Source organism: Streptomyces sp. NPDC049954 (assembly GCF_040656295.1).
Lineage (GTDB): Bacteria > Actinomycetota > Actinomycetes > Streptomycetales > Streptomycetaceae > Streptomyces.
In genome coordinates this window covers 409,183-429,681 of record NZ_JBFALS010000008.1, presented here as the reverse complement: position 1 = coordinate 429,681, position 20,499 = coordinate 409,183, and the positions used below count along the sequence as shown (strand labels likewise).

19 protein-coding genes are annotated in these 20,499 nt (G+C 74.1%); 7 read left to right on the top strand and 12 right to left on the bottom strand.

The window, feature by feature from the left end:
* Positions 1 to 186: 186 nt before the first annotated feature.
* From AB0J21_RS21415 to AB0J21_RS21405, 3 genes are all read right to left on the bottom strand, one after another.
* Positions 187 to 1,347 (bottom strand): ROK family transcriptional regulator, encoded by a 1,161-nt coding sequence (locus tag AB0J21_RS21415; RefSeq protein WP_363147624.1) that lies wholly within the window; start codon positions 1,345 to 1,347, stop codon positions 187 to 189.
* 204 nt (positions 1,348 to 1,551) lie between these two features.
* Positions 1,552 to 2,196, bottom strand: a complete 645-nt coding sequence (locus AB0J21_RS21410) for a response regulator transcription factor (protein WP_363147648.1) — start codon at positions 2,194 to 2,196, stop codon at positions 1,552 to 1,554.
* A 56-nt stretch (positions 2,197 to 2,252) separates the two neighbouring features.
* Positions 2,253 to 3,434 carry a histidine kinase gene (locus AB0J21_RS21405; protein WP_363147623.1) on the bottom strand — a complete coding sequence of 394 codons (1,182 nt, stop codon included), beginning with the start codon at positions 3,432 to 3,434 and terminating at the stop codon, positions 2,253 to 2,255.
* 106 nt (positions 3,435 to 3,540) lie between these two features.
* Between AB0J21_RS21405 and AB0J21_RS21400 the strand changes: the two genes are divergently transcribed.
* The 4 genes from AB0J21_RS21400 (at position 3,541) to AB0J21_RS21385 (ending at position 6,712) form a co-directional block, all read left to right on the top strand.
* The gene (locus tag AB0J21_RS21400) at positions 3,541 to 4,515 is read left to right on the top strand and encodes an ATP-binding cassette domain-containing protein (RefSeq protein WP_363147622.1); all 975 of its coding nucleotides are present in this window, start codon (positions 3,541 to 3,543) and stop codon (positions 4,513 to 4,515) included.
* The gene (locus tag AB0J21_RS21395) at positions 4,512 to 5,237 is read left to right on the top strand and encodes an ABC transporter permease (RefSeq protein WP_363147621.1); all 726 of its coding nucleotides are present in this window, start codon (positions 4,512 to 4,514) and stop codon (positions 5,235 to 5,237) included. The genes AB0J21_RS21400 and AB0J21_RS21395 overlap by 4 nt, the downstream gene beginning before the upstream one ends.
* Positions 5,238 to 5,327: 90 nt before the next feature.
* Positions 5,328 to 5,774: a hypothetical protein gene (locus AB0J21_RS21390; RefSeq protein WP_363147620.1), complete on the top strand. Its 447-nt coding sequence runs from the start codon at positions 5,328 to 5,330 to the stop codon at positions 5,772 to 5,774.
* A 113-nt stretch (positions 5,775 to 5,887) separates the two neighbouring features.
* Positions 5,888 to 6,712, top strand: coding sequence for an SAM-dependent methyltransferase (locus AB0J21_RS21385; protein ID WP_363147619.1), 825 nt, complete (start codon positions 5,888 to 5,890; stop codon positions 6,710 to 6,712).
* 47 nt (positions 6,713 to 6,759) lie between these two features.
* Here the strand turns inward: AB0J21_RS21385 and mug are convergent, their stop codons facing one another.
* The 3 genes from mug to AB0J21_RS21370 all read right to left on the bottom strand — a co-directional run bounded on the left by mug (position 6,760) and on the right by AB0J21_RS21370 (position 9,688).
* Entirely contained in the window at positions 6,760 to 7,317 is a 558-nt protein-coding gene (gene mug / locus AB0J21_RS21380) for a G/U mismatch-specific DNA glycosylase (RefSeq protein ID WP_363147647.1), read from the bottom strand.
* On the bottom strand, positions 7,314 to 8,747 hold the full coding sequence (purB, locus tag AB0J21_RS21375; RefSeq protein ID WP_363147618.1) for an adenylosuccinate lyase: 1,434 nt from the start codon (positions 8,745 to 8,747) through the stop codon (positions 7,314 to 7,316). Before purB ends, mug begins: the two co-directional genes overlap by 4 nt.
* A gap of 131 nt (positions 8,748 to 8,878) precedes the next feature.
* Positions 8,879 to 9,688 carry an SGNH/GDSL hydrolase family protein gene (locus AB0J21_RS21370; protein WP_363147617.1) on the bottom strand — a complete coding sequence of 270 codons (810 nt, stop codon included), beginning with the start codon at positions 9,686 to 9,688 and terminating at the stop codon, positions 8,879 to 8,881.
* Between the two features lie 117 nt (positions 9,689 to 9,805).
* Here AB0J21_RS21370 and AB0J21_RS21365 point away from each other — a divergent pair, with 117 nt between their 5' ends.
* A complete protein-coding gene (locus AB0J21_RS21365) occupies positions 9,806 to 10,429 on the top strand; it encodes an RraA family protein (RefSeq protein ID WP_363147616.1) in 624 nt (207 codons plus the stop codon).
* 84 nt (positions 10,430 to 10,513) lie between these two features.
* Here the strand turns inward: AB0J21_RS21365 and AB0J21_RS21360 are convergent, their stop codons facing one another.
* The 5 genes from AB0J21_RS21360 to AB0J21_RS21340 form a co-directional block, all read right to left on the bottom strand.
* Positions 10,514 to 11,599: a hemolysin family protein gene (locus AB0J21_RS21360; RefSeq protein ID WP_363147615.1), complete on the bottom strand. Its 1,086-nt coding sequence runs from the start codon at positions 11,597 to 11,599 to the stop codon at positions 10,514 to 10,516.
* Positions 11,596 to 12,951: a hemolysin family protein gene (locus AB0J21_RS21355; RefSeq protein WP_363147646.1), complete on the bottom strand. Its 1,356-nt coding sequence runs from the start codon at positions 12,949 to 12,951 to the stop codon at positions 11,596 to 11,598. The genes AB0J21_RS21360 and AB0J21_RS21355 overlap by 4 nt, the downstream gene beginning before the upstream one ends.
* Before the next feature lie 246 nt (positions 12,952 to 13,197).
* Positions 13,198 to 13,650, bottom strand: a complete 453-nt coding sequence (locus AB0J21_RS21350) for a GNAT family N-acetyltransferase (RefSeq protein ID WP_363147614.1) — start codon at positions 13,648 to 13,650, stop codon at positions 13,198 to 13,200.
* A gap of 99 nt (positions 13,651 to 13,749) precedes the next feature.
* A complete protein-coding gene (locus tag AB0J21_RS21345) occupies positions 13,750 to 15,759 on the bottom strand; it encodes an acetoacetate--CoA ligase (RefSeq protein WP_363147613.1) in 2,010 nt (669 codons plus the stop codon).
* Between the two features lie 9 nt (positions 15,760 to 15,768).
* A complete protein-coding gene (locus tag AB0J21_RS21340) occupies positions 15,769 to 16,740 on the bottom strand; it encodes a VOC family protein (protein WP_363147612.1) in 972 nt (323 codons plus the stop codon).
* A gap of 183 nt (positions 16,741 to 16,923) precedes the next feature.
* Here AB0J21_RS21340 and AB0J21_RS21335 point away from each other — a divergent pair, with 183 nt between their 5' ends.
* Both AB0J21_RS21335 and AB0J21_RS21330 read left to right on the top strand, forming a co-directional pair.
* Positions 16,924 to 17,607, top strand: coding sequence for a GntR family transcriptional regulator (locus AB0J21_RS21335; protein ID WP_363147611.1), 684 nt, complete (start codon positions 16,924 to 16,926; stop codon positions 17,605 to 17,607).
* A gap of 33 nt (positions 17,608 to 17,640) precedes the next feature.
* Entirely contained in the window at positions 17,641 to 19,050 is a 1,410-nt protein-coding gene (locus tag AB0J21_RS21330; protein ID WP_363147610.1) for a helix-turn-helix domain-containing protein, read from the top strand.
* Here AB0J21_RS21330 and AB0J21_RS21325 read toward each other — a convergent pair.
* Positions 19,034 to 20,233 carry an acyl-CoA dehydrogenase family protein gene (locus tag AB0J21_RS21325; protein WP_363147609.1) on the bottom strand — a complete coding sequence of 400 codons (1,200 nt, stop codon included), beginning with the start codon at positions 20,231 to 20,233 and terminating at the stop codon, positions 19,034 to 19,036. The genes AB0J21_RS21330 and AB0J21_RS21325 overlap by 17 nt on opposite strands.
* Between the last annotated feature and the right edge of the window lie 266 nt (positions 20,234 to 20,499).

Genomic DNA, 20,499 nt, shown 5'->3' with positions numbered 1-20,499 from the left:
TTTGAAGACAGGCCCCAGCGCCCCCCGCCCGTGGCGGCTCCCCGGACATGGCCGGGGAGCCGCCACGGGCGTTCCTGCCGGCCCCCCGGCACGCCGGGCCGGGACCCGTCCGGCGCTCGGTGGTGCGGGCGGCGCGCGGCCGGTAGTGCCCGCCGCGCACGTGGTGGCGCCGGGCCGGCACCGCCCTCAGTGGCGCCGGGCCGATACCGTGCTCTCGACCGCGAACAGCTCCTCCTCGACGTGGTCCAGCGCCACGCGCAGCGCCCCGGTCGCGACGGCCGCCTCCCCGAGGATGGACAGCTCCACCCGGGGGGCGCGCAGGCAGTACTTCTCCAACTGGCGGCGCAAGGGCTCCAGTACGCCGTCCAGACCGGCCGCCCAGCCACCGATGACGACGAGCTCCGGGTCCAGGGCCAGCACCAGGGCCGCGACATCGTGCGTGAGGCGCTGGATGAAGCGGTCCATCGCCGCCCGCGCCCCCGCGTCCCCGCCCCGGGCGAGCGCGAACACCTCGGCCACCGCCCGCTCGTCCAGCGGATGCAGTGGCCGGTCCGTGGTCGAGAGCAGCGTTTCCGGGGTGACCTCCTGGCCCAGCAGGTGCAGCGCGCCGATCTCCCCGGCCGCCCCGCCGAAGCCGCGGTGCAGCCGGCCCCCGATCAGCGAACCCGCCCCCGGGCTCAGCCCCGCGAGCACGAACACCACGTCGTCGCTGTCCTTCGCCGCGCCCTTCCAGTGCTCGGCGACGGCCGCCGCGTTCGCGTCGTTCTCGACCAGCACCGGGCAGCGGAAGGAACGGCGCAGCCGCTCCCCGAGCCGCAGCCCCGTCCACTCCGGCATCGCCGTGCCCAGCCGGACCGTGCCGTCCGCCTCCACGATGCCCGGGCTGCCCACCCCGACCGCGCGCAGCGAACTGCGGGCCACCCCGCACCGTTTCAGCAGTTCGGCGACGGCCCCGCGCAGGCGGTCGATCCGCTCGTCGGCCGCGTCGGAGGCGTCCACGTCCTTCGCCGCGGTGCCCAGAATCCGCCCGTCCAGGTCCGCGAGCATGGCCGCGACCCGGCGCGGACCGATCTCCAGACCCAGCAGGTGCCCGGCCTCGGCGCGGAACCGGAACATCCGGGCCGGCCTGCCCTGCCGGCGTGCACCGCCGTCCTCGGCCGCCGTCTCCACGACCAGCCCGCCGGCCACCAGATCGTCCACGACGCCCTCGACGGTCGGCCGGGACAGCCCGGTGACCCGGGCGATCTCGGTGAGCGTCGTACGGGTCCCGCCGCGCAGCGTGTGCAGCACCACCGCCGAGTTGATCCGCCGCAGCAGCGAGGGATCCCCGCCGGTCAGCTGCCCCAAGGTCCCGTCCTCCCAGCTCGCACGCGTGATGGCCGGATCGTACAAGGCCGGGGGGAGCGCCGGGAGGGTTCGGGGCCGCAGGTACACAGCCCTGTTATCAACGGCGTGACGCACAGCACCCCGGGGGCGGACGATCCTCTTCCGGACGCCACCGCCCGGCGCGGGCCCGGCCTGTGGAAACAGCCGCCGTCCGGGGCGCGGAGATCAGCCCGGGGACACGAACCCCGACTCGTACGCCGCGATCACCGCCTGGGTGCGGTCCCGCGCCCCCAGCTTGGCCAGGACGGCGCTCACATGGCTCTTGACCGTCTCCGACCCGACCACGAGCCGGGCGGCGATCTCCGCGTTCGACAGGCCCCGCGCCATGAGCCGCAGCACCTCCTCCTCACGGCCGGTCAGCTCCGCGCGCTCCATGGCCGTACGCGCCCGCACGTTGCCGTACGTCGCCGCGAGCGCCCGGACGGCGGCCGGGAACAGCAGTGACTCGCCCTCGGCCACCAGCCGCACCGCGTGCACGATCTCGGCGGGCCTGGCCCGCTTCAGCAGGAAGCCGTCCGCGCCCGCGCGCAGCGCCGCGTAGACGTACTCGTCCTGCTCGAAGGTCGTCACGACGATGATCTTCGGCGGGCGGTCCACGAAGGCGAGGACCGCGCGGGTCGCCTCGATCCCGTCCATGAGCGGCATCCGGACGTCCATGGCGACCACGTCCGGCCGCAGCCGGCGCACCAGCGGGACCACCGCCGCCCCGTCCGCCGCCTCGCCCACCACCTCGATACCGGGCTGCGCCTCCAGGACGGCCCGCAGTCCGGCCCGTACCAGCGGCTCGTCGTCCACCAGCAACACCGTCACCGTCGCGCCGCGAGGCGCCTGCCGCGCCCCCTCGGGCACGCCAGGACCCGCACCGCTCAGTCCAGCGGCAGCGACACCCTCACCCGCCACTCGTCCTCCTCCTTGCCTGCCCGCACCACGCCGCCCAGCAGCGCGACCCGCTCCTCGACTCCTCGCAGCCCCGTACCCCCGCCGGGGAAGGGGAGCCTGGCCCCGGGCAGCGGATTGCTGACCTCCAGGGCGAGCGAGTCCGCCACCGCGATCCGCACCCGTACCGGAACCGGGCCCGAGTGCCGCAGCACGTTCGTGAGCGACTCCTGAAGTATCCGGTACCCCTCGCGCGAGACCGTGCCCGGCAGCCGCTCCAGTGCCCCGCTCACCTCCACGTCCACCGAGGCGCCCGCCCCGCGCGCCGAGTCGAACAGGACCTTCGCCTGCTCCAGCGTGGGCCGCCCGCCCCCGCCCTGCCCCGGATCGCGCAACACCCGCAGCACCCGCTCCAGATCGTCCAGCGCCGCCCGCCCGGTCTCCTCGATCGCGGCCAGCGCCCGGTCGGTGAACCCGGCGTCGCCCGCCGTCCGCGCCGCCCCCGCCTGAAGGACGGCGACGGTCAGCGCGTGCCCGATCGAGTCGTGCAGCTCGGCGGCGATCCGGTTGCGCTCCTGCAACTGCTCGGCCCGCGCCTCCAAGGCGGCGAACCGCTGCTGCGGCGAGGGGCCCAGCAGCCGCCCGGCGAGGACCGCCATGACACGGCCCGCGCCCACCACGACCCCGTACAGCGCGAGGAGCGGAACCGGAGTCAGCACCGGCCACCAGCCGCCGTGCGGTACCGGCGGCAACCCCGCCGGCGCGGCACCGGTGAACAAGGCCTGGGCGATGCCGGGCAGATGGACGGACAGGATCGACACCACCGCGCCGGCCACCAGGCGCGTCTCAAGCCACAGCACCAGCCGCCAGCGGTCCCGCGCGCCGCGCGAGGGCGACACGTCGATGTGCGGCCGCGAACCGTCCGGGCCCTGCCGCGCCAGCAGGAAGCGCGCCTGCAACGCCTCGGCGGTACGCATCCCGGGGAACAGCGCGGCGATCGCGAGCGACACCGCGCTCACCGCCGCTGTGGTGAGCGGGTCCGCGAAGACGAACATGAGCAGCGACGGCCACGCGGTCACCATCGCCAGGTGCAGCCAGCGCGCGTACGTCAGCCCGCTGAACGCCGGACGCGCGAAGGAGCGCACCGCGCGCGAGAGGGAGGAGACGGCCATGCCCCCATCATCACCGCGACCGGCGCCCACCGGTTCCCCCGCACGGGGGAGAAGCCGCCCCCGCCCGGGGGAGGCGCCGGGGCCCCGCCGACACGAGGCTGAGGTCATGACCAGCATCGACGTGCACGAGCTGACCAAGGAGTACGGCCGCGTCCGCGCCGTGGAGCGCCTCGACTTCAGCGTCCGCCCCGGCAAGGTGACCGGCTTCCTCGGGCCCAACGGGTCGGGGAAGTCGACCACCCTGCGCCTCGTCCTCGGACTCGACCGGCCCACCTCCGGCACCGCGACCCTCGGCGGTACGCCCTACCACCGGCTGAAGGACCCGCTGCGGCACGTCGGGGCGCTGCTCGACGCCGGCGCCGCGCACCGCTCCCGTACCGCCCGCGACCACCTGCGGGTCCTCGCCGCGAGCAACCGGGTGCCCGAACGCCGGGTCGACGAGGTCCTTGGCCTCGTGGGCCTCGGCGAGGTCGCCCGGCGCCGCGCGGGCTCCTTCTCGCTCGGCATGCGCCAGCGCCTCGGCATCGGCGCGGCCCTCCTGGGCGACCCCGCCGTCCTCATCCTCGACGAACCGTCCAACGGGCTCGACCCCGAGGGCATCATCTGGCTGCGGCACCTGCTGCGCGAACTCGCCGACGAGGGCCGCACCGTCCTCGTCTCCAGCCACCTCATGCAGGAGACCGCGAGCTACGCCGACCATCTCGTGGTGCTCGGCCGGGGCCGGGTGCTGGCCGACACCCCGCTGCGCGACTTCGTCGCAGGCGGGACCCGGCCCGCCGTGCGCTTCCGCAGCACCGACGCGGACCGCCTCGCGCAGGCCCTGCGCGCCCGCGGCCACGAGCCGAGGAGCGAGGCCGACGACGGCACCTGGACCGCCGAGGGCCTGCCGCCCGACGAGGTCGGGACCATCGCCGCCACCGAGGGCATCGGCATCCTCGAACTGAGCGCCGTGGACGGCACCCTGGAGCAGGCGTATCTCGAACTGACCCGCACGGAGACCGAGTACGAGGGCAGCGATCGCGCGTCCGGACCGGCCCGGCAGCGCACCACCGCCCCCACGGACCAGGAGGCCACCTCGTGAGCACCACCACCGCCGCCGTACTGCGCTCGGAGAGAGTCCGGCACGGTTCGCTACCCTCCCTGCGCGCCGGGCTCCTCCTCGTCCCGCTCGTCACGGCCGGATTCGGGGCGCTGGGCGCCGCGAGCGAGGCCGACACCGACCCCCTGTTCAGCGCCTTCTTCGGCGTCCTGTTCGGCCAGGTCGCGGCGCTCGCGCACGGAACCCTCGCGATGACCTCCGACTGCCGGGGCGGCGGACTGCGGATCGCGTTCGCCGCCGTGCCGGAGCGCGGACGCTGGTACGGGGCGAAGATCGCGGTCGTCGGCGCGTACGCGTGCGCCGCCGGACTGCTCGCCGGACTCGCCTCCGCGCTGCTGGGGGCGGCGGTGACCGGGGACGCCTCGGTGGGCCTCGGCTCGGCGGCCGGCTGGCGGGCCACCGTGGGCTGCGCGCTCTACCTGACCCTCGTCACGTGGTGCGCCGTGGGGCTCGCGGCCCTCCTGCGCAGCGGCGTCGCGGTCCTCGGCATCACGGTGCCGCTGCTGCTCCTGCTGCCCTTCGTGATCGGGGACTCGGCCGGTGGCGCCGCCCGGTTCCTGCCCGACCGGGCCGGTCAGCTCGCCCTGCACCTGCATCCGGACGGCGGTCCGCTCGGCCCCTGGACCGGCCTCGGTGTCCTCGCCCTGTGGGCGGCGGCGGCCCTCGCCGCGGGCGGCTGGCGACTGCTGCGCCGGGACGCCTGAGCACGTCGCGCGAGCCCGTGCGAGCAGGACGCCGGCCCCTGTCCCGGGGCGCTGTTCCCGGGACGGGGGCCGCCGGGTTTACTGGAGGCCATGAGCCGCGCGGTACAGCACCTGGAGACCATCGAGTCGCTGTGCGCGCTCCCCTTCCCCCGCGAGCCCGGCCGCACCCCTCACCTCGCCTCCGGCCCCGGTCACCACCTCGCCGTCCTGCTCACGGGCGGCGCGGGGCCGGGAGCGGACGAGGAGCAACGCGAGGTCATCGAAGACCAGTTCGAATCTGAGCGGGACGGGCTCGTGGCGCTGCTTGAGGCGCGGGGCTGGGCGCAGCCGCAGCGGTTCGCGCTGTGGAGCCTCGCCGTGCGTGCCGCGGAGGAACCCGGGGCGGTGCCGACGCCCTGGGCGGAACTCGCGGCGGCCGTGCCGGACCTGTGCCTGTGGCGCCGCGCCGAACGCTGGGCCGGACTGGGCATAGCGCGTACCGGCCCCGAACTCCCGGTACGTCTACTGGCGTTCGTGACCGACGTCGACCCGCCCTGACGCACTGGCTCCCAACCGGCATGGCAGGATGCGGCCTTGGGGATGCCCGCCATGCACCGGCGCGAAGGACCGCCGCCGTGCGCGGGCGCCGGACGACGACGGAGAGGCCGGACGTGAGCGACACCAGTGGACCCGCCCGTACCGCGGACAAGGAGGGCCAGGCTGCCGGAACGGCCCACAACGCCCGTGTGTGGAACCACTGGCTGGGCGGCAAGGACCACTATCTGGTCGACGAGCGGGTCGGCGACAGCATCACCGCGATGTACCCGAGCATCGGCGAGGTGGCGCGCGCGGACCGCGCCTTCCTGCGCCGTGCGGTCACCCATCTGACCGCCGAGGCGGGGCTGCGGCAGTTCCTCGACATCGGCACCGGACTGCCGAGCGCCGACAACACCCACGAGGTCGCCCAGCGCACAGCGCCCGAGGCCCGCGTCGTCTACGTCGACAACGACCCGATGGTGCTGACCCACGCGCGGGCCCTGCTGGCCGGGGCGCCCGAGGGCGTCACCCGGTACATCGACGCCGACGCCCGTGAACCCGAGGCGATCCTGGAACAGGCCGCCAGCAGCCTGGACCTCGGCCGGCCGGTCGCCCTCATGCTCCTGGGCATCCTCAACTTCGTGCCCGACACCGACGAGGCCCGCCGTATCGTCCGCACCCTCCTGGACGCCCTGGCCCCCGGCAGTCACCTCGTCCTGACCCACCCGACGCTCGAACTCGGCGGTGCCGGCAACATCGAGGCGATGGCCTTCTGGAACGAGCACGCGACCCCGCCGATCACGGCCCGTACCGGCGCCGAGATCGCCTCCTTCGCCGAGGGCCTGGAACTGCTGCCCCCGGGGCTCGTCTCCTGCGTCCACTGGCGCCCCGAGCCGACCCCGGACGGCACCCCGCCTCGTCAGGTCGCCCAGTACGGGCTGGTGGCCCGCAAGAGCTGAGACGAGGGCCCACCGGAGATTGTGCCGAAGGCGGGGGAGCCGGCCGCTCAGTCCTCCGCCTCGACCGCCGCCCGCAGCCGCCCGTACTCCTCGGCCATCGTCGCGAGCGACCAGTGGGCGTTGAGACCACTGGGATTGGGCAGCACCCACACCCGGGCGCCGCCTATGTCCGTCTCCTGCGGGCCGATCCGCGCGTGCCGGTCGCCGAACGCGACACGGTAGGCGCTGATCCCGACGACGGCGAGCCACCGGGGCCGGTACCGCGCCACCTTCGCGGTCAGCGCGCGGCCGCCCTCGCGGTACTCCTGCGCACTCAGTTCGTCGGCCCGGGCGCTCGCCCGCTCCACGACGTTGGTGATGCCGAGCCCGTACGACAGCAGCGACTCCTGCTCGTCCGGGCGCAGTCGGCGGGGGGTGAAACCGGATGCGTGCAGTACCGGCCAGAAGCGGTTGCCCGGACGGGCGAAGTGCTGGCCCTTCACCGCCGAGAGCAGACCGGGGTTGATCCCGCAGAACAGCACCCGCAGCCCCGGCGCCAGCACGTCCGGGACGAGCCGGCCGCGCGCGGCGGCCAGCTCCTCGGGGGACGGACGGGACGGGCTCAGAGGATCGCTCCGGGCGTGTAACCGGCCGCCTCCGGACGCTGCTTCACGACCGCCTCGACGCGCGCGACCACGGACGCGACCTGGTCGGCGGCGGCGCCGGTGAAGGACAGCTTGTCCGCCATCAGCCCGTCCAGCTCCGAACGGTCCAGCGGGATACGGGAGTCGGCGGCCAGCTTGTCGAGCAGGTCGTTGCGCTCGGCGCCCCGCTCGCGCATCTCCAGCGCCGTGGACACCGCGTTCTCCTTGATCGCCTCGTGGGCGATCTCGCGGCCCACGCCGGCCCGCACCGCGCCCATGAGGACCTTGGTGGTCGCGAGGAACGGCAGGTAGCGGTCCAGTTCGCGGGCGACGACGGCCGGGAAGGCGCCGAACTCGTCGAGCACCGTGAGGAAGGTCTCCAGCAGCCCGTCCAGCGCGAAGAAGGCGTCCGGCAGCGCGACCCGGCGCACCACCGAGCAGGACACGTCGCCCTCGTTCCACTGGTCGCCCGCCAGCTCACCGGTCATCGAGGCGTAGCCGCGCAGGATCACCATCAGGCCGTTGACCCGCTCGCAGGAGCGCGTGTTCATCTTGTGCGGCATCGCCGAGGAACCCACCTGGCCCGGCTTGAAGCCCTCGGTGACCAGTTCGTTGCCGGCCATCAGCCGGATCGTCTTCGCCGTCGAGGAGGGCGCCGCCGCGAGCTGCACGAGGGCCGTCACCACCTCGTAGTCCAGCGAGCGCGGGTAGACCTGGCCGACCGAGGTGAACACCTGGCCGAAGCCGAGGTGCCCGGCGATCCGCTCCTCCAGCTCCGCGAGCTTGGCCGCGTCACCGCCCAGCAGGTCCAGCATGTCCTGAGCGGTGCCCACCGGGCCCTTGATGCCGCGCAGCGGGTAGCGCTCCAGCAGCTCCTCGACCCGCCCGTAGGCCACGAGCAGTTCGTCGGCGGCGCTCGCGAACCGCTTGCCGAGGGTCGTCGCCTGGGCCGCCACGTTGTGCGAACGGCCCGCCATGACCAGCTCGCCGTACTCCCCGGCGAGCTTCCCGAGCCGGGCGAGGACCGCCACCGTGCGGTCGCGCACCAGCTCCAGGGACAGCCGCACCTGAAGCTGCTCGACGTTCTCGGTGAGGTCCCGCGAGGTCATGCCCTTGTGCACCTGCTCATGCCCGGCGAGGTCGTTGAACTCCTCGATGCGGGCCTTCACGTCGTGCCGGGTGATCTTCTCGCGTTCGGCGATGGAGGCGAGGTCCACGGTGTCCAGGACCCGCTCGTAGTCCTCGATCGCCCCGTCGGGCACCTCGATGCCGAGGTCCTTCTGCGCCCGCAGCACGGCGAGCCAGAGCCGGCGCTCCAGCTTCACCTTCTGCTCGGGCGACCAGTACGTGGCCAGCTCGGTGGAGGCGTAGCGGCCTGCCAGGACGTTCGGGATACGGGGCTTCGCAGTCACGTTGACGCAGTCTACTGGCGGTTCGCGCAGACCGGCGCCGCACCCCTGTTCGGAGGAAGCTACGAAGAGGCCGGAGGCGCGAGGGCACCGGTCACCTCCAGCGGTCCGGCCGGCCCGTTCCGCGCGCCCGCTCACTCGGACCGGTGCGGCCCCTCGGCCGAGACCACCCGCATGTCCGCGTACGGCAGCAGCTCGGGGCGTTTCGCGGCCCGGCCGTCACCGGAGGAGCGGCCCGTGAGACGGCGCCCTATCCACGGCAGCAGGTGGGCGCGGGTGAAGCTGAGATCGGCGGCTCTGCGGCTCACCCAGGCCGGCGGGAGGGCGGGCGGCAGCGGCCGGTCCCAGTCCTCCTCGGCGTCGAGGCCGAGCGCCTGCCACACGGCCTCGGCCACCCGCCGGTGCCCCTCGGCGGTCAGGTGCAGCCGGTCCACGCCCCACAGCCGCGGATCGGCGAGCGCCGTGGAGCCGTACAGGTCGACGACGACCGCGCCGTGCCGGGCCGCCAGTTCGTCGATGCACGCGAACAGCGCCTCCATCCGCGGCCGGAACTTGTCCAGCACCGGGCCCTGGCGGCCGGGGCTGCGCATGAGGACGAGCCGCTCGCACGAGGGGGCGAGGGTTTCCACGGCCTCCTCCAGCAGACCGCGCACCCGCCCCATGTCGACCTTGGGGCGCAGGGTGTCGTTCAGTCCGCCGACCAGCGTCACGACGTCCGCGCGCATCGCGGCGGCCGGTCCCACCTGCTCCTCGACGATCTGCCCGATGAGCTTGCCGCGCACGGCGAGGTTCGCGTACCGGAACCGTGGGGTGCGCTCGGCGAGCCGGGCGGCGAGCAGGTCCGCCCAGCCCCGGTAGGAACCGTCGGGCAACTGGTCCGACATGCCCTCGGTGAAGCTGTCCCCGACGGCGACCAGGCTGGTGTAAGAGGCATTGATCGACATGGCGAGAGCGATGGTAACCCGGGCACCGCCCGGCCGGAGAGGCCGTGACGCCGGGCGTCCGTTGTGGCAGGCTGCGGCGCGCCCCCGCCCCGGGGGACGTGCTGACGGAGGAGAACCATGAACGACACCAGCGGATTCCAGGACGTCTCGCCCACCACCCTCGCGGACCTGCTGGAGAGCGAGCAGGTCATGGACCCGGGCATCCGCTCCCTGTGGGAGCCCGTGCCGCACGTCGCGGGACCGGCCTACACCGTCCGCTGCCCGGCCGGTGACAACCTGATGCTGCACGCCGCCGTCCACCGGGCCGAGCCCGGATCGGTTCTCGTGGTCGAGGCGGGCGACGCGGACTTCGCGCTCGCCGGGGGCAACGTGTGCGCCGTCGCGCGGCGCAGGGGCATCGTGGCCCTCGTGACCGACGGGGTGATCCGCGACCTCGCCGAGGTCCGCGCCATGGGCTTCCCCGTGTTCGCGCGGGGCGTCGTGCCGAAGCCGGGCCGGAAGGAGGCCGTGACCCCGCTCGGCGCCGAGGTGTGCTGCGGAGGTGTGCGGGTGAGCGCCGGGGACGTCGTGGTCGCCGACGAGGAGGGGATCGTCGTCACCCCGCGCGAGCGCGCCGAGAAGGTGTTCGCGGCGGCGCGCGCGAAGGCGGCCAAGGAGGCGGCGGAGACCCTCGACGCGTGGGAGGAGGACCACCGCCGCCGGATCGACAAGATCCTCGCCGAGCGGGGTTTCGAGGGCTGAGACGGGGCCGCCGGGCGGGGGAATGGGCGACGGCCCGGCGGACGGGGCCGCCCCGAGTGCGAGGCCCGGCCCACCGGGCGGTGGTCAGCCGCTCACCGGCTCCCGAGGATCGTGAGGTCCCGGGTTTCCTTGATCTCGGCCCCCGGCCCCAGCGGTCTCGTCCCGGCGCCCGAACAGCTCCCGCAGGACGTCCTCCATCGTGACCAGCCCCGCGAGCCGCCCGTCCGCGCCGAGGACGGCCGCGAGGTGGGCGCTGCTGCCCCGCATCGCCGTCAGGACCTCGTCGAGCGGTGTGCTCTCGCCGACCCGCGCGATCGGGCGCACCTCCCGCAGCGCGAACGGCAGGTCGGCGGGGCGGGCCTCCAGCGCGTCCTTGACGTGCAGGTACCCGATGATGCGGCGCGCGTCGTCCACGACCGGGAACCGCGAGTACCCGCAGCCCGCGGCCAGTTCGGTCAGCCGCTCGGGCGTCACGCCGAGCCGTGCGTACACGACCCGCTCCAGGGGCAGTACGACGTCCCGCACCGGTCTGCGGCCGAGCTCCAGGGCGTCGTTCAGGCGTTCGCCGGCCCGCGCGTCCAGCAGTCCCGCCGCGCGGGAGTCGCGGACCAGGCGGGCCAGTCCGTCGTCCGAGAACGCCGCCGCGACCTCGTCCTTCGGCTCGACGCGCAGTAGCCGCAGCAGGCCGTTGGCCACCGCGTTCACCGAGAGGATCAGCGGGCGCAGCGCGCGCGTCAGCGACACCAGCGGCGGTCCGAGCCACCGGGCGGCGCGCACGGGGTCGGCGAGGGCGAGGTTCTTCGGGATCATCTCGCCGAGCAGCATGTGGAGGTACGTCGCGAGAGCCAGCGCGAGGACGAAGGCCAGCGGGTGCACCAGCCCGCGCCCCACGCCCACCGCGCCGAACACCGGCTCCAGCAGGTGCGCGACGGCGGGTTCGGCGACGATGCCGAGCACGAGCGTGCACAGCGTGATGCCGAGCTGGGCCGCCGCCATCAGGGCGGACACGTGCCGCAAGCCCCACAGCACGCGTACGGCCCTGCGGTCGCCGTCCTCGGCGTACGGCTCCACCTGGGAGCGGCGCACTGAGATCAGCGCGAACTCGGCGCCGACGAAGAAGGCGTTGGCGAGGAGCGTCGCGAGGCCGATGAACAACTGCACGAGCGTCATCGGGTTCCCTCCGGCGCGGTGGCGCGGTCGGCGGTCGCGGCGGGGGCGGCCGGTGGGCCGGTCAGCGCGACGCGGCTCGCACGCCGGCCGCTCGCCCCGGTCACCTCAAGGCGCCAGCCGTCCAGCTCCACCCGGTCCCCCTCGGCCGGGATACGGCCCAGTTCCGCCGCGAGCAGCCCGGCCAGCGTCTCGTACGGGCCCGGCGGCAGCCGCAGCCCGAGGGCCGCGAGCCGGTCGGCGCGCACCGAGCCCTCGGCGGTCCAGCGGGGCCGCCCCGCCGGGCCGGTGTCCTCGACGACGAGTTCGGGGGACTCGCGCGGATCGTGTTCGTCGCGGACCTCGCCGACGACCTCCTCGACGATGTCCTCCAGGGTGGCGACCCCCGCCGTACCGCCGTACTCGTCGATGACGACGGCCATCGTGCTGCGACCGGTCAGCCGGTCGAGCAGCCGGTCGACGCCCAGCGACTCGGGCACCAGCAGCGCCTCCCGCATCAGCTCTCCGGCCCGCACCGCGCCGCGCCGCGCCGCCGGAACCGACAGGACGTCCTTGACGTGCACGATGCCGACGACCGAGTCCAGGCCGTTCCGGTGCACCGGGAAGCGGGAGAGTCCGGTGCGCCGGGCGGCCGTCACCACATCCGCGCAGCTCGCCGCCGCCTCCAGGGCCACGACGCGCACGCGCGGAGTCATGACGTTCTGCGCCGTCAGGTCGGCGAGACTCAGCGTCCGCACGAACAGCTCGGCCGTGTCGGCCTCCAGCGTGCCCTCCCGCGCGGAGTGCCGGGCGAGCGCCGCCAGTTCCCTCGGGCCGCGCGCGGAGTCCAGCTCCTCGGCCGGGGTCAGCCCGAAGCGGCGTACGACCCTGTTCGCCGTGTTGTCGAGGTGCTTGATGAAGGGGTGGAGGGCCAGGCTGAACACCCGCAGGGGGCCGGCCACCCGCAGGGCGACCGGGAGCGGCGCGGAGATCGCCAGGTTCTTCGGCACCAGTTCGCCCACGACCATCAGGAACAGCGTCGACAGGGCCGTACCGAGGACCAGGGCGATCGTGGCGGAAGCGCCCCCGGACAGCCCGGCCGCACCGAGCGGGCCGGAGAGCAGGCGGGCGACCGAGGGCTGCGCGAGCATCCCGATGACCAGGTTGGTGACGGTGATGCCGAGCTGTGCCCCGGAGAGCTGGAAGGTGAGGTTCCTGACCGCCTTGAGCGCCCCGGCGGCGCCGCGGTCGCCGCGCTCGACGGCCGCCTCCAGGTCACCCCGTTCGACGGTGGTCAGGGAGAACTCGGCGGCGACGAAGGCACCGCAGGCCAGGGCCAGCAGCACGGCGGCGCCGAGCAGGAGGAGTTCGGTGATCATCGGGACGGCTCCGTGCGCTCGGAAGCGGAGGGAGCGCAGGACACGGGCACATGCGCGCGGGGGCGCGGACTGGGAGGCTCGCCCATGGGCGGACGCTCACACCTTTCGTCTGGGGAAAGCGATGGTCAGCCCAGAGTAAAGGAAAAGCAAAGCAGACGCTGCTGTGATCCCGGCTACGGTGCCGACAGGCCGGCTCGGCCCCGGCGCCCGACGTCTTGACGCGGCCCGCCCCCGCGCCGGCCGTCAGTGAACCTCGCCGTCTGCCGGGCGACTCTCCCGGAGCGGCTTCACCCACCGGTTCCACTGCGGCTGCGGTGCGTACCCGGCCGCTCGCCACGCGTGGTGCGCCCGTTCGTTCCCGGTCAGGACCATCGCGTCCCCGCGCCGCCCGCCGAGCGCGACGAACCGCTCCTCGGCCGCCGCCAGCAGGGCCGTGGCCACGCCCCGGCGCCGCTGCTCGGGCGCCACGGCCAGGCGGTACAGGTGGCAGCGCCATCCGTCGAAACCGGCTATCAGGGTGCCCGCGAGCACCCCCGCGCGCTCGGCGAGGAGCAGCGCGCCGGGGTCCCGCGCAAGCAGCCGCTCCAGCCCCTCGCGGTCGTCGCTGATACTCGTCCCCTCGGCCGCCGTGCGCCAGAACCGCAGGACGGCGTCGAGGTCGGACCCGGTCGCGGCGCGCAGGTGAAGATCGCTCATGGCCCGCAGCCAAGCACGGCGCGCGCCCCGGCCGCGAGGGATTTCCGGTGGAGCGGTGCCCGGGCGGGCAGACCGCCCCACCGGGAGAGGGCGCCGCTCCTAGGCGGGCGGGGTGAGGCCCGCGAAGTACCGCAGCGCCTCGAAGTCGTCCACCGCCTCGCGGCTCACCACCGCGTCGAGCGAGGCCCCCTGGAGCAGCCGTTTCACCGGGACCTCCAGTTTCTTCCCGGTCCTGGTGTGCGGCAGGGCCGGCACCGCGTGGATGGTGTCGGGCACGTGGCGCGGCGAGGCGTGGGTGCGGATCGCGGAGCTGATCCGCGTGCGGAGTTCGTCGGTCAGTTCGTGGCCGGGCTCCATGACCACGAACAGCGGCAACCAGTAACCGCCGTCGGGGAGTTCCGCGCCGATGACGAGGCTCTCCCGGACGAAGGGCAGTTCGTCGACCACGGCGTAGACGTCGGCGCTGCCCAGGCGCACGCCGTGCCGGTTGAGCGTCGAGTCCGAACGCCCCGACACGATCACGCTGCCCCGCGAGGTGCGGGTCATCCAGTCCCCGTGCCGCCACACGCCGGGATACGCGCCGAAGTAGGCCTCGCGGTAGCGGCTGCCCTCGGGGTCGTTCCAGAACCGGACCGGCATCGAGGGCATCGGACGGGTCACGACGAGTTCCCCCACCTCGTCGACGACCGGACGCCCGTCCCCGTCCCAGGACTCCAGGGCGACCCCGAGCATCGGCGCGGAGATCTCGCCCGGCCACACCGGGGTGCTGGGCGCGCCGCCCGCGAACCCGCTGACGATGTCGGTGCCGCCGCTCGTGGACGCGACCTGGACCGCGGGGCCCACGTGGTCGCGCACCCACAGATACGGCTGCGGCGGCAGCGGGGCGCCCGTCGAGCCGAGCACCTTCAGCGCGGACAGGTCGAGGTCCCGGCCCGGTTCGAGGCCCGCCCGGGCCGAGCCCAGCAGGAAGCCGGGGCTCACCCCGAGCACGGACACCCGGTGCTCGGCGGCGAGTTGCCACAGGCGGTCGGGGCCCGGGTGGGTGGGGCTGCCGTCGTAGAGGACGACGGTCGCCCCGACCAGCAGGCCCGAGACCACCATGTTCCACATCATCCAGTTGGTGGTGGTGTACCAGAGGAACCGCTCGTCGGGCCCGAGGTCGAGGTGCAGGCCCAGCAGCTTGTGGTGGTCCAGCAGGACCCCGCCGTGCCCGTGCACGATGCCCTTCGGGGTGCCCGTGGTGCCCGAGGAGAACAGCACCCACAGCGGGGCGTCGAAGGGCACCTGGGCGAAGACCGGCTCCTCGTGCCCGGACACGGCCCGGTCCCAGTCCGTGGCCGTCTCCTGGGGGGCCTGCGGCAGTCCGAGACACGACACCCGCACCGTGTGACGCACCGTCGGCAGGGCCTGGCGCAGCTCCTCCGTCTCCGCGCGCCGGTCGTGCTCCCTGCCGTTCCACCGGTAGCCGTCCGCCGCGAACAGGACGACCGGTTCGAGCTGCCCGAAGCGCGCCGCCGCACCCGAGGCCCCGTAGTCCTGTCCGCAGGCCGACCACACCGCGCCGATGCTGACCGTCGCGAGGAAGGCGACGACCGCGTGCGTGGTGTTGGGCAGGTAGCCGACGACCCGGTCGCCCTCCACCACTCCCTGCCGGCGCAGCCATGCGGCGAGCGCGCCCACCTGCTCGCGCAGCCTCGCGCGGCTCGTGCGCACGGTCGCGCCGTCCTCGGTCACGGACACGATCGCGGGCTCCTCGCCCGTACCCGCCCGCAGTGCGTGCTCCGCGTAGTTGAGCCGTGCCCCGGCGAACCACCGGGTGTCCGGCATCGGCGCCTCGTCGAGGACCTCGGTGTACGCGCCCGTCGAGCTGATGCCGAAGAAGTCCCACACCGCCGACCAGAAACCCGGCAGGTCACCGACCGACCACTCCCACAGGGAGGTGTAGTCGGCGTGCCGGACGCCGGTGCGCGCGGCGACGAACTCCGTGAACCGGGCGAGCCGGGAGCCGGCCACCCGGTCCGGATCGGGGGACCAGACCGGAGCCGGGTCCGTCCGCGGGGCCGGCCCCGCGCCCGTCGTCGAAGATCCCTCGGAGGGAAGAAGATCCATGGTGTTCTCCTACTTCACCGGGCCGGAGTGGGCGCCGGTCATGAGTTCGGCGAGGTCCTCGGGGGCGAGGAAGGAGGGCGGCGGGGGCGGGCCCCAGGCCCACAGCGCCTTCGCCCCCTCCCACACGCCCGGCTTCCACAGCGCGTCGTCCACGATGCAGTCGAGGTCGGAGTAGTACTCCGAGAACGTGCCCGCCGGGTCCTTCAGGTACCAGAAGAAGTTGGAGCCGATGAAGTGCCGGCCGAGCCCCCAGGTATGCCGCCCGGGATCGGCCTCCAGCATCGCGCTCGCCCCGCGCCCCACCTCGTCCACGTCGTCGACCTGCCAGGAGGTGTGGTGCAGGAAGGCCACCGGCGCCTGCTGCACCAGCACGTTGTGGTGGTCCGTCGAGCAGCGCATGAACGCCGCCAGGCCCGGCACCGTGTCGCTCACCTTGAAGCCGAGACCCGCCTGGAAGAAGCGCTGGGAGAACTCCTGGTCGGTGGAGCCGAGTACGACGTGGCCCAGCTTGCGGGGGCGGACCGGGCCCGGGCGCAGGATGCCGGGCGCGCGCGCCTCGCGGCGCGCGTCCACCCCCGGGCCGTTGTACGCCGGGACCGCGGCCGGCTCGGGCCGCAGCCTCGGGGCGATCTCGACCCGCACCACCACCTCGGTGCCCGGGTCGGTGGCCGAGACGCTCGTCGCGGTGCGCTCGGCGCGCACCCCGAGCCGCGCGAGCGAGGCCGCCACCCGGTCCAGGTCGTCGGGGTCGTCGGCGCCGACGCCCAGCTCCACCAGCCGGCGCCGGGCCGTGCGTACGAGGCGCAGTTGCTCCCCGCCGTCCACTGTGGACAGGACAGGTCCCCGGCCCGGGGCCGCGGCTGCCTCCGGGGCGGGGCTCGCGCTCCCGCCCGCGGTCAGGCCGAAGTCCGTGTAGTAGGAGGCGGTCTGCTCGACGTTCGGCACGCCCATGACGATCTGGGTCAAACGATGCAGAGACATGGTTCTGGCTCTCCTCGGGCGGGCTGGTTCCCGCGGCGACAGGTCGGAGGAGTGCGCCACGCGTGCCGGAACGGCCCGGGGCGGCGCTGCCCTCCGCAACGCAGTGTTCACCTGAGGTATCGCGAAAGCAATAGATTAACGATATTTAACGGCGGTAGCGTTCCGCTGGTACTCTGCGTCACCATGGCGGAGGAGAAGGCGACGCGAGCAGGCACGGTCTACGCCCATGTCCGGGAGGACATCTTCCAGGGGGTGCTGTGCCCCGGGCAGCGGCTGCGCCTGGTCGAACTGGCCCGGCGCTTCACGGTCAGCCAGTCCGTCGTCCGCGAGGCCCTCACCCGGCTCTCCGCGCAGGGACTCGTGGTGGCCACCCCCCAACAGGGCTTCAGCGTGGTCCCGTTGTCGCTCAAGGACCTCAACGACCTCACCGAGGCCCGTGTCGAGATCGAGGCCATGGTGCTGCGCCTGGCCGTAGCCCGGGGCGACCTGCGCTGGGAGGCGGCGGCCGTCGCCGCCCACCACCAGCTCGGCGGTACCCCGGCCGTCCTGCCCGACGGCACCCTGAGCGGTGCGTGGTTCACCGTCCACGAGCACTTCCACCGCACCCTGCTCGAAGGCTGCGGCAACGACCGGCTGCTGGCCACCGCGATGTCCCTGCGCGACGCGGCGACCCTGTACCGCCGCTGGTCGCGCCCGCTCGGGCATGACGACGACCGCGACGTGACCCGCGAACACCAGGAGCTGCTCGACGCCGTCCTCGCGCGCGAACCGGACCGGGCCGCACACGTACTGACCCGGCACATCGACCGGACCTCGGCCGCCCTGCGGGCCGTCGTCGAGGACGGGACGGGGCTCGGCAGCCTCTGAGACCTCCTGCGGACGGACCGGAAGGAGCACGCCATGCACGGTGCGGGAGAAGGCCACCGCGAAGCGGGCGGTACGCAGCCGCCCGGGACGACACCGGGCGCGGTCGGGGGCCACTGGCTCAGGCGGCTCGTGCCCGACCGGGCCGCGCGCGAGCTGGTCCCCGCCAGCTCCCCCGAAACGATCGCCGCGACCACGGCCTGCCTCGGCCCGGAACCCGTCGCCTGGGCGGTCGGAGTCGGCCACGCCATGGCCGTCGACATCATGCGCCGCGTCCCCGAACTCGGCCCCGGGGAAGGGCCGTTCCAGACCCTGCGGATGGGGACCGAGTCCGCGACCCTGCGCGCCCTGCTGCTCCTGCACGACCCGGCCGCCGCGGGCCCCGTCACCGATGAGGCGCTCCAGGGCGACCGCGACTTCGTACGGCGCGGCATCGCCCTCGACAAGGTGCTGCGCGGCATCCGGCTCGGTCATGCCGAGATGGTCCACGCCCTCCTGGCCGCCTGCGAACGGCTCGCACCACCCGACCGGCGCGCCGAGGAGATGCGTCAACTCTCCGACACCCTCTTCGACTTCATCGACGGCTTCTCCTCCCGGATGACCGAGGAGTACCTCGCCGAGCACGACCGCTGGATCACCAGCAGCGCCGCCGCCCGGCAGGAGACCGTCCGCTCGATCCTCGCCGGGGACCCCCTGGACGCCGAGGCCGCTGCCCGGGTCCTCGGCTACCCGCTCACCGCGGAACACCTCGCGATCACCGCCTGGTGCGATCCGGCCGCCGGACCGGAGACCGGCGAACTCCAGCACCACGCCGTCGAGTTCCTGCGCGGGCGCGGCTGCACCACGACTCTTGTGGTACCCACGGGCCGTACCGGCCTGTGGGCGTGGGGCGCACCGCCGGCCGAGGGCCCGAGCCCGGACGTGACGGCCCCGGGACCCGAGTGGTTCCACCTCGCCTGCGGAGCACCCGGACTCGGGGTCGCGGGATTCCGGCAGTCCCACGAACAGGCCCTGCGCGCCGCCCGCGTCGCCGGGCTCAACCCCCGCCCGGGCGGCGGCGTGACCGACTACGGCGAAGTGGAGGTGGTCGCCCTCATGAGCAACGACCTGCCCGCCGTACGGCAGTTCGTGCACAGCGAACTGGGCCCGCTGGCCGAGGACACCTCGCACGCCGAACAACTCAGGGAGACGCTGCGGCACTACCTGGCCGGAGAGCGCAGCCTGCTGACGGCCGCCGCGCACATGCACGTCGCCCGCAACACCGTCACCTACCGGGTCAAGAGAGCCCAGCAACTGCTCGGACACGACATCTCCCACCGGCGCTTCGAGGTGCACGCCGCCCTCGCGGCCGCGCACGTGCTCGGCCCCGCGGTGCTGCGGCCGGCGGCCGGCTCCCCGCACACCACCGGCCGCCCGCCCGCCACGAGGCTCAGATCAGCGGAGTGACCTGCTCCTCGATCCCCAGCAGCGCACGCCCGTACAGCTCCTGGGCGATCGCCGGGTTGATCACCGCGTGCCGGCTCCCGGTCTCCTGATCACGCCACACGCGCTGCAGCGGACTCACCTCGGCGAAGCTGCCCGCCCCCTGCACACTCAGCAGCAGATCGAGCGCCTCACGCGAGCGCCGCGCCACGTACCCGGTGTCCATCCGCACCCGGGCCCGCGTCACGAGCGGCATGTACTCCTCGGCCGCGGCCCACCTGTCGATGTCGTCGGCCGCCCGCATCAGGTGCAGCTCGGCCGTGTCGACGAGCTGCGTCGCCTCGGCGAACTGGATCTGCGTGCTGGGGGAGTGGTCGGCGCGCTCGTAGAAGGTGTACGAGATGCCCTTGCCCTTGGCGAGGGAGCCGCGCACGATGTCCAGACCGGCGCGGGCCAGGCCCACCTGCGGACCGCCCAGCACGAGGGCGAGCACCGGGACGAGGGCCGAGCGGTACAGCGTCTCCCCCGTGTGCTCGGTCGGGTACTCGCCCTGCACGGCCCGCGTCATCGACATGATCCGGTGCGCGGGCACGAACACCTCGTTGGCGACCAGGGTGTTGCTGCCTGTGCCGCGCATCCCCGCGACGTACCACGTGTCCTCGACCGACAGCTCGGACAGCGGGATCAGCGCCACGCCCTGGTCGGTCTGCTCACCGGACTCGTCCACGACCGGCACCCCGAGAGTGGCCCACTGCGCGTGCAGACACCCGGAGGCGAAGCCCCACTTGCCGGTCACCACCAGACCGCCCGCCACGGCCCTGCTCTTCGCGGTGGGCGCCAGGACCCCGCACACCCGGGCCTGCGGATCGGCCCCCCACACCTCCTGCTGGGCCCGCTCGGGGTACAGGGCCGTCAGCCAGTTGCACACGTTGATCAACGTCGCCACCCAGGCCGTCGAACCGCAGCCCCGGCCCAGCTCCGAGGAGACCTTGAGGAACGTACGGAAGTCCGCCTGCGCCCCGCCGAACCGGCGCGGCACGGTGAGGCCGAACAGCCCCGCCTCCGTCAGCGCGGCGATGTTCTCCTCCACGACCCTGCGCTCGTCCTCGGTACGGGCGGCGTTGGCGCGCAGCAACGGAACCAGGGCGGCGGCCCGTCCGGCCGGGTCCTGGGCCGTTCGCGGGGATTCCGTCACGGTGGTGCTCATGGGTTCCTCCAGTGGGCGACGTGAGCTGTGGCCCAGCTCACGGTGCGGGTGCCGTTCCAGGGATTCCACGCCACCGCCGACCGGGTGTCGTGGTGCCCGGACAGCAGGATCGCGACCGGTGCTTGGGCCCGCAGCCCAAACACCGGCCCGTTTGGGCCCCGGGGCCACATCCGGGCGCCGCTCCTGCCCGCCCGGACCATGGCCGGCCGCCCCCGGCCCTGGCTTCACTCGTGCGCACAGGTCCCGTCCGGGCCCGCCGCGCACCG